Genomic DNA, 6941 nt, shown 5'->3' with positions numbered 1-6941 from the left:
GTGGATAGAACAGCTCGGCAACGCCTACCATGTTGTCGTAGCCGAGTATTGCTATATCGGCAGGAATACGCAGGCCACGGCTGAGCAGGTATTGGTAGGCGACCAGGGCAATACGGTCGTTACCGCAGATCAGCAGGTCGAAGTCTGGCTTGGCATGCTGCGACATGCCCAACTGACGTTCCAGCTCTGCAATCGTTTCTTCATAGGCATCGTCGGTGGATATGTTGTATTGCCGGATATCGTCCGGGGCAATCCCGGCCTCTGTACACGCATGCAAAAGGCCTTGTTGACGTAGTTTCCAGGCCAGACAGTGATGTGGCAGGTTGATACATAGCGGACGCCGGTAACCACGTTGCAGTGCCTGTCGCACCGCTTGGTACTGGCCGCCTTCATCATCCGAGATATAGCAGGCAATATCAGGTTCCGTGCTTATGCAGTTGCTCAAGACCAATGGCTTGCTGCGCAGCGCCGGCGGAATTTCCACCGTACGCAGCTGCATGGCGCTGAAGACGATTCCATCCGGTCGGTGCGACAGCATCAAATCGATGATCTGGGGCGGCGGTGGATCTTCAAATACATTGAGTATGAACAGATTCCAGCCGTTTTCCCGGGCAGTACTCTCCAGCGAAAGTAGCATTTCGACAGCAAAGGGGGTGGTTGCCGTGTCGAGTGCGAAAACCCCGATGGTCTTACTACTAGAGTGCCCACCTCGGATCTTGCGAGCGGACAGGTCGGGTACATAGCCCAAGGCTTTGATGGCGCGGTTGATCTTTACCAGCGTTTCCCGGTGCAATTTTTCAGGGCTGTTGATCGCCCTGGACACGGTCATGGCGGAAACTCCCGCGAGCCGTGCGACATCCTTAACCGAAGCCATATGCAAGTGCCGCTGCCTGTCCAGTTGCAGATGATGTCATACTCGGCAAAAAAGTATGACAACCGGGTACGGATGAAGCTTTCAAAGCTTGAGATCCGCTAGTTGCCAGGCGTATCCCTCCTTGAATATCCCCCGGCCGTTGACGGCAAAGGCACTGATACCCAGGCTGTCGGGATGTGGATAAATCCGGCTGCTGAGACTATAGGCGCCATCGTCGACAAAGATTTCAATCGATGAGCGATCCAGGAATATCCGCAGGGCGATCCGGGTTTGTGCCGGTGCCACGGGCACACTGCGAATGCCCTCGACTCCCGCTCCCGAATGTTGCCGGTCGAGTACCAGACGGCGAGCCATGGCATCGAAATACACCAGCGTCTGTTCCCCTCGATCCTCGCTGCAACGCAAGGCCAGACCGAATCGTTCGGCAGTGCTGCCGGTCAGCTCCAGCCCGAACTCAAGCTCCAGCAAGGCGCCGCGAATATCCAGCACCTGGCTCTGGGCTTCGAGCGAGCCAATCGTCAGAGCCTGGCCGGATTGGCGCAGCGCCGTCAGCTCGCGGGCCGGGCGCATGCGTAACTGGTCACCTTCCAAGAAAAGTTCACGGGGTAACGATAGCGCACCGCACCACTGATGAGCCTGACTCGGCATGGGGCTGTTCCACATGTCCAGCCATGCCCAGAGCAGGCGGCGCCCATCCGGTGCCAGCAACGTTTGAGCGGCATAGAAATCATGGCCATGATCGATTTCGTGGAAATCGGTTGCTGGTGTAAAGCCGCCGGTTTCGTCCAGTCGACCCAGGCGATAGCCGTTCTGGAATCTGTTCCAGTGTTCGTAGCCGATAGGTTCCAGGCCTTGCGGTGAATAAAGGAAGACCTCACGCCCCTGGAGGGTGAATACATCGGGGCATTCCCACATATAGCCATCGGTTTCCCGCTGCCCCGTCAGGGCACAGCCCAGATAATCCCAGTGGTATAGGTCCTGCGAGCGGTACAGCAGTAATTGCGGATCGTCCCCCAGGCGAGCACCGAGCGCCATCCACCATTGGCCATCGCGCTGCCAGACCTTAGGGTCACGGAAGTGAACGATGTCCGGATGTGGCGCTGCTTCGATCACGGCGCCATGCTTGGTGAAGTTGATACCGTCGTTACTGCTGGCCAGGCACTGAACCTGGCGGATGCCTTGCTCTTCATTGCCGGAGTCGCCCAGCCAAATGTGGCCGGTGTAGATCAGGTAGAGCGTATCTTCTACCACCACGGCCGATCCGGAAAAACAACCATCCCGGTCATAGGGATCGCCAGGTGCCAGGGCAATGGGCAAGTGCTCCCAGTGAACCAGGTCGGTACTCTTGGCATGTCCCCAGTACATCGGTCCCCACTGCGGCGAATAGGGATGATGTTGATAGAAGACATGATATTCGCCACGAAAATGGACCAGGCCGTTCGGATCGTTCATCCAGCCGGCTGGAGGTGCCAAGTGATAGGCGAGACGGTAATCGTCGCTACGTTCTGGCAGGGTCTTTTCGATAGCGTGGTGCGCTTCATCCAGCAGTGCTGTGTACATAGAGTGCTTCTCATCAAATGTAATTCGTTGAAAATCGCCATCCCCACATATAGGAGGATGGCGGAGGGAGCCTGGCTAGGACTCGAGACGATTGGCCATGTGTGCCAAGGGCAGCAACTCCTGGGAGGCGGGCGGCATTTTTGTCGATAAATCGAGACGGGGCGGGTCCGCACGCAGCAACGACCATGACAGCAACAAGCAGCCGCCCACCAGTCCGGCCAGCAATAGGTAGACGTTCGCGAAGCCGAAGTGGTCGTAGCCATAGCCCACGACAGGCGCCAGCAGCATGGCGGTCAACTGCTGAGCGAACTGATAGCCGACTAGGTAGAGCGTGGCCGACAACCGCGGATCGAAATTCAAGGCGATGTACTTGAAGACGGCGACCAGCAGGATGGGAACCTCCAGGGCATGCAGCATCTTGCAGGCGGCAATGGTCCAGACGTCCAGCGCCAGCCCCGAGCCGAGAATGCGCACGAACATGACGGTACCCGCCAGTATCAACCCATGCTTGGCACCGATACGGTTGACTAGCCACGGCGCGAACAGCATAAACAGGGCCTCGACAAGTACCTGCGACGAATTCAGGTAGCCGTAGGCGCGGATTCCTTCCGCGGCGGTGGGGAAGAACGAGGCAAAGTACACTTGAAACTGCTGCTCATAGACCATGTAAATTCCGGAAACGCCGGTCAGAAACAGGCCGAACGCCCAGAAGCGTGGCAGGCGCAGCAACTTCAGAATATCGCCTGTAGCCACTGGGGCGCTGTGCTCGCCAGCAGCATGCGTATCCACTTGGTCGAACGCCTTCAGATCCAGGCGAGACAGAATCAGTAGAAAGATGATTCCAGACGCACTACTCATATAGAAAGCGATGTCCGGATCGATATTGAATACCACGCCTACCACTCCGGTCGCCGCCGCCCAGCCCAGCGACCCCCACATCCGCGTGATACCGAACTCGAAGCCGCCATGGCGCGACAGCCGCTCGGTATAGGATTCGATGACGCCTACGGCGGCAAGCATGGCGAACGCTAGAAAAGCCGCGCCGATCAGGGCTCCCAGCACCACGTTTTGAGCCAGCAGGCTGGCGTACACATGGATCGAGAAGGGCGCGGCGGCGACAAGCAGTATCCCGATCCAGACCAGCAGTTTCCGGGATAGGCCCAGGCGATCTTGAAGGGCGCCATAAAATGGCTGGATGAGCAGGGCAGCAATGGCGTTGGTGGCAAAGATAAAACCGGTTTCCGTACCGTTCAGACCGATGACCCGATGCAGCCAGATGGAAAATAACGAATAGCTGGATGACCAAGCGAAAAAGAAGAAGAACAGCAGACCACTGACGAGCCAGTACTCGCGCTTTGCAGGTAGATGCATTTTATAAGCCTCTTGTTTTTATTTGAGATAACGTTAACATCCGAGGCGGATTACGCTACGTTTGTTGGCCCGCTGTCAAGCGTTATTACCGATGCATGGCTATAACCGCGTCCTGGTACGGAGGCCAGGCATGGCCGATTGCTGATTGCGGATCTTTGCGTGCGTCCTGGCAGTACTCAAAGTACAAGAATAAGAGGTTACCTATGAATGCTTCGGCCTGTCGGCCATGGGCTGGCTTTTCATTGCTTTTTTTCTCCACTCACCTTCTTGCCGCACCGGCACTCAGCATCGAAGAACGCCTGGCCAGACTTGAAGCCAGGACTGCGGCAGCCGAGGTGCGCGCCGCAGCAGCCGAAGCCGATGCAGCGCAGCTGCGTCAGGAGCTCAAACACATGAATCAGCAATTGGCCGTTCGCTCATCTGCTCCTACGCAACCAACGCTCAACGAACGGGTTGCCCGGATCGAGGCACGTCAGCAATCTCTGGAGACCCGTTCCTCGACGCTGGCCTCGACAGTCGAGGCGGTCAAGGCTCTGGATGATGGTTTCAAATTTGGTGCCTATGCTCGTTCAGGTACGATAACGAATCAGGGGGATGCCGGTCGCGGCGGTGTCAATATGACCCCGGCAGGCTCGGTAGGCGGAGCCATCGGCCGGCTTGGCAACGAGCCGGATACCTATGTGGAGGCCAAGTTTTCCAAAGAAAGCCAGGCTGATAACGGTACCCGTTCGAAATACATGTTCGTGCTTGCCGACGGTGTAGAAACGCCCAACGATTGGACCTCGACACAAAGCTCGCTCAATGTGCGGCAGGTGTATTCCGAGCTCAGCCATCTGGCTTCGTTCCAGGATACTCCCATGCTACGGGATGCCACTATATGGGCCGGCAAACGTTTCGATCGAGATAATTACGATATTCATTGGCTCGATAGAGGGATTGTTTTCCTTGCCGGAACGGGGGGAGGCATCTACGACATACGCCCGACCCAGGACTGGCGTCTGAACGTCTCGCTGATGGGGCGTTCCTACGGCGACTTCGGCATGGAAAACGGCAAGGATGTCAGGAGTTATGTCGCCACCGTCAATCAGTTTTTTGATAATGATCGTTGGCAACTCATGCTCAGTGGAATCTCTTCGGGCCAGAATGATGGCAAGCTGAAAAAGAGCAGTGAAGATGAATCCGGCAATAGCCATCGCCTGAACAGGGCAGGGTTCAAGCCGGGTGAAAAGGGTTGGCATGGCATGTTCACCTATTCGCAGCCGGACTTTTTTGGCCGTGAAGGTTTCTTTAAGACGTCGTTGTTGTATGGCAAGGGACTGGGGGCCGAAGTCGGTAACATCGCTGCCGATGGCGATCTGCTGGACAAGGCACAAACGCTGCGTCTGGCACTTTATGGCCAGGGCCGTCTGCACAAGGATTGGCGTATTGCACCTTCGGTGGTTACCGAGCGTAGCCAGGATCGCTATGTACCCAACGACGACTACCGCTATTTGACGTTCAATACGCGCCTGGCCAATGAGATAAACAGCAATTTTGAAATGCTCTACGAGTTCACCTGGCAGACCATGGACATCGATGCACGTGGCTACGATGGTCGGCAGAAAGCCGACGGTGATTTCTGGAAGGTCACTATTGCGCCCACGTTCAAGGCACAAACGGGAGATTTTTTCACTCGTCCTGAGCTGCGTCTATTCGCCACCTATATGAATTGGTCAAAAAACCTCGACAACTTCAGTAGCACCGATGATTTTGGCCAGAAGAATTTCAAATCCGGTGGCGTCTGGCAGCTCGGAGTGCAAATGGAAACCTGGTTCTAGGCATACTCTTGATAAATTTTAAAAAGAGGCTTGCCGAATTAAAGTAAAGCCTATAAGTTAACGTTAACTAGTTTAAGCTGAGTTGATACTTGAATACCGATATTTTTATCCATCTTGCAGGGAGATAAAAATTTTCCTTAAAAATAAAATAGTTGAATGATAAGGCTGAAAATAACAAGAAGGAAAAACTCTTATGCATGTAGTTTGTATCTACAGAATATTTCCAAATATGACATTCCGGATTCTAGCCGTTAATTGCCACGTTTGATTTAGCGAGCGTCTCGCACACACTTTAAATAAAGTGTTATGCATAAAGCGCACATATTGCTTACCAATAATATCAACAATAGGAAGTGTTATATGTTTTCACGTCGTAAATTCATGGGTTCCACGTTGATGACCGCTATAGCTTTATCTCTGGCTACGCTTCATGACAGCGCTTATGCAGCCAACTCTCAAGCAGTCAATAGTGGAACGGAATGGTGGCGCAACGCTGTGATCTATCAGGTGTATCCACGTTCGTTTGCCGATAGCAATGGCGACGGTATGGGCGACATACCTGGCATTACTTCACGGTTGCCCTACCTGGCTAGTTTGGGTGTGAATGCCGTCTGGTTGTCTCCTTTCTACCGCTCGCCTCAAGCCGATGGTGGCTACGATGTAGCTGATTATCGTGCTGTCGATCCGCTGTTCGGCACCTTGAATGACTTTGAGCAAATGCTTCAGAGCGCTCATGCCAAAGGGTTGAAGGTAATTGTCGATCTGGTACCCAACCATACTTCCGATGAGCATGCCTGGTTCCAGGCTGCACTGAAATCGCCACCTGGCAGCTCTGAGCGCGCTCGCTATATCTTCCGCGATGGACGAGGCGAGAATGGTGAGTTGCCTCCCAATAATTGGCAGAGCGTATTCGGGAATTCTGCCTGGGATCGAGTCCCGGGCGAGAAGCAATGGTATCTGCATCTGTTCGATACCAAGCAGCCTGACTTGAACTGGGATAATCTAGAGGTACGTGCGGAGTTCGAAAGCATCATACGCTTCTGGCTGGAGCGTGGCATCGATGGTTTCCGGGTCGATGTATCGCAAGGACTGGTCAAGGCCGCCGGCCTGCCTGATGCCGAGATCAAAAAGGAAAATGGCATATTGGTCGGCCCCATGTGGGATCAGGACGGTGTGCACGAAATTTATCGTTCCTGGCGGCGCATCCTGAACGAGTACCCGGGCGAGCGCATGATGGTGGCCGAAGCGGTGGTCGGCACGCAGTCCAGACCCAAGTACATTCGCCCCGATGAGATGCAGCAGGCCTTCAATTTCGACTA

At 54.7% G+C, this 6941-nt stretch carries 5 protein-coding genes; 2 read left to right on the top strand and 3 right to left on the bottom strand.

Features of this window, described 5'->3' with window-relative positions:
- The 3 genes from FHR87_RS18460 to FHR87_RS18450 all read right to left on the bottom strand — a co-directional run.
- The coding region (locus tag FHR87_RS18460; RefSeq protein ID WP_183168240.1) for a LacI family DNA-binding transcriptional regulator at positions 1 to 874 on the bottom strand (874 nt) is incomplete at its 3' end.
- An 81-nt stretch (positions 875 to 955) separates the two neighbouring features.
- Complete coding sequence (locus FHR87_RS18455; protein ID WP_183168239.1) at positions 956 to 2434, bottom strand: glycoside hydrolase family 32 protein; 1479 nt, start codon at positions 2432 to 2434, stop codon at positions 956 to 958.
- Positions 2435 to 2509: 75 nt separating this feature from the next.
- Positions 2510 to 3805, bottom strand: coding sequence for an MFS transporter (locus FHR87_RS18450; RefSeq protein ID WP_183168238.1), 1296 nt, complete (start codon positions 3803 to 3805; stop codon positions 2510 to 2512).
- Positions 3806 to 4008: 203 nt separating this feature from the next.
- Between FHR87_RS18450 and FHR87_RS18445 the strand changes: the two genes are divergently transcribed.
- Both FHR87_RS18445 and FHR87_RS18440 read left to right on the top strand, forming a co-directional pair.
- Positions 4009 to 5622, top strand: a complete 1614-nt coding sequence (locus tag FHR87_RS18445) for a carbohydrate porin (protein WP_183168237.1) — start codon at positions 4009 to 4011, stop codon at positions 5620 to 5622.
- 360 nt (positions 5623 to 5982) lie between these two features.
- Positions 5983 to 6941: alpha-amylase family glycosyl hydrolase (locus tag FHR87_RS18440; protein WP_246336110.1), on the top strand; the 959-nt coding region annotated here is incomplete at its 3' end.

This window comes from Azomonas macrocytogenes, assembly GCF_014191985.1.
GTDB classification, from domain to species: Bacteria; Pseudomonadota; Gammaproteobacteria; order Pseudomonadales; family Pseudomonadaceae; genus Azomonas; species Azomonas macrocytogenes.
The sequence above is the reverse complement of the archived record's forward strand: the minus strand, read 5'-3'. Positions and strand labels throughout refer to the sequence as shown.

What these genes read in the sequence shown, in the direction of transcription:
- FHR87_RS18450 (WP_183168238.1), bottom strand. Translation starts at nt 3,805, where the DNA reads ATGCATCTACCTGCAAAGCGCGAGTACTGGCTCGTCAGTGGTCTGCTG.
- FHR87_RS18455 (WP_183168239.1), bottom strand. Translation starts at nt 2,434, where the DNA reads ATGTACACAGCACTGCTGGATGAAGCGCACCACGCTATCGAAAAGACC.
- FHR87_RS18445 (WP_183168237.1), top strand. Translation starts at nt 4,009, where the DNA reads ATGAATGCTTCGGCCTGTCGGCCATGGGCTGGCTTTTCATTGCTTTTT.